This window comes from Xanthobacter sediminis (assembly GCF_043195015.1).
Classification (GTDB): Bacteria; Pseudomonadota; Alphaproteobacteria; order Rhizobiales; family Xanthobacteraceae; genus Xanthobacter.
Genome location: NZ_JBAFWH010000073.1, coordinates 1 through 202, shown reverse-complemented (window position 1 = coordinate 202; position 202 = coordinate 1). Strand labels below are relative to the sequence as shown.

Below are 202 nucleotides of genomic sequence, written 5' to 3'. Positions count from 1 at the left end.
CGATGACGCCCGCCACCCCCCAGACCTGCCCGCTTGCCACCGAAAGCGTGCCCCCGCCCGCGAGGGTCACGGCACGCCCGCTGGTGAAGGAGCCCGTCGCCTCCAGCGTGCCGCCGGCGATGGCGATGCCGGAGCCCGCGGCGCCCAGATTGCCGTCGCTGGAGACGGAGACCGTGCCGGTGCCGATCCGCAGCCCGCCCGT

General features: G+C 76.2%; 1 protein-coding gene. It reads right to left on the bottom strand.

Annotated elements, in window-relative coordinates:
* Nucleotides 1-202: hypothetical protein (locus V5F61_RS21250; RefSeq protein ID WP_394104096.1), on the bottom strand; the 202-nt coding region annotated here is incomplete at both ends.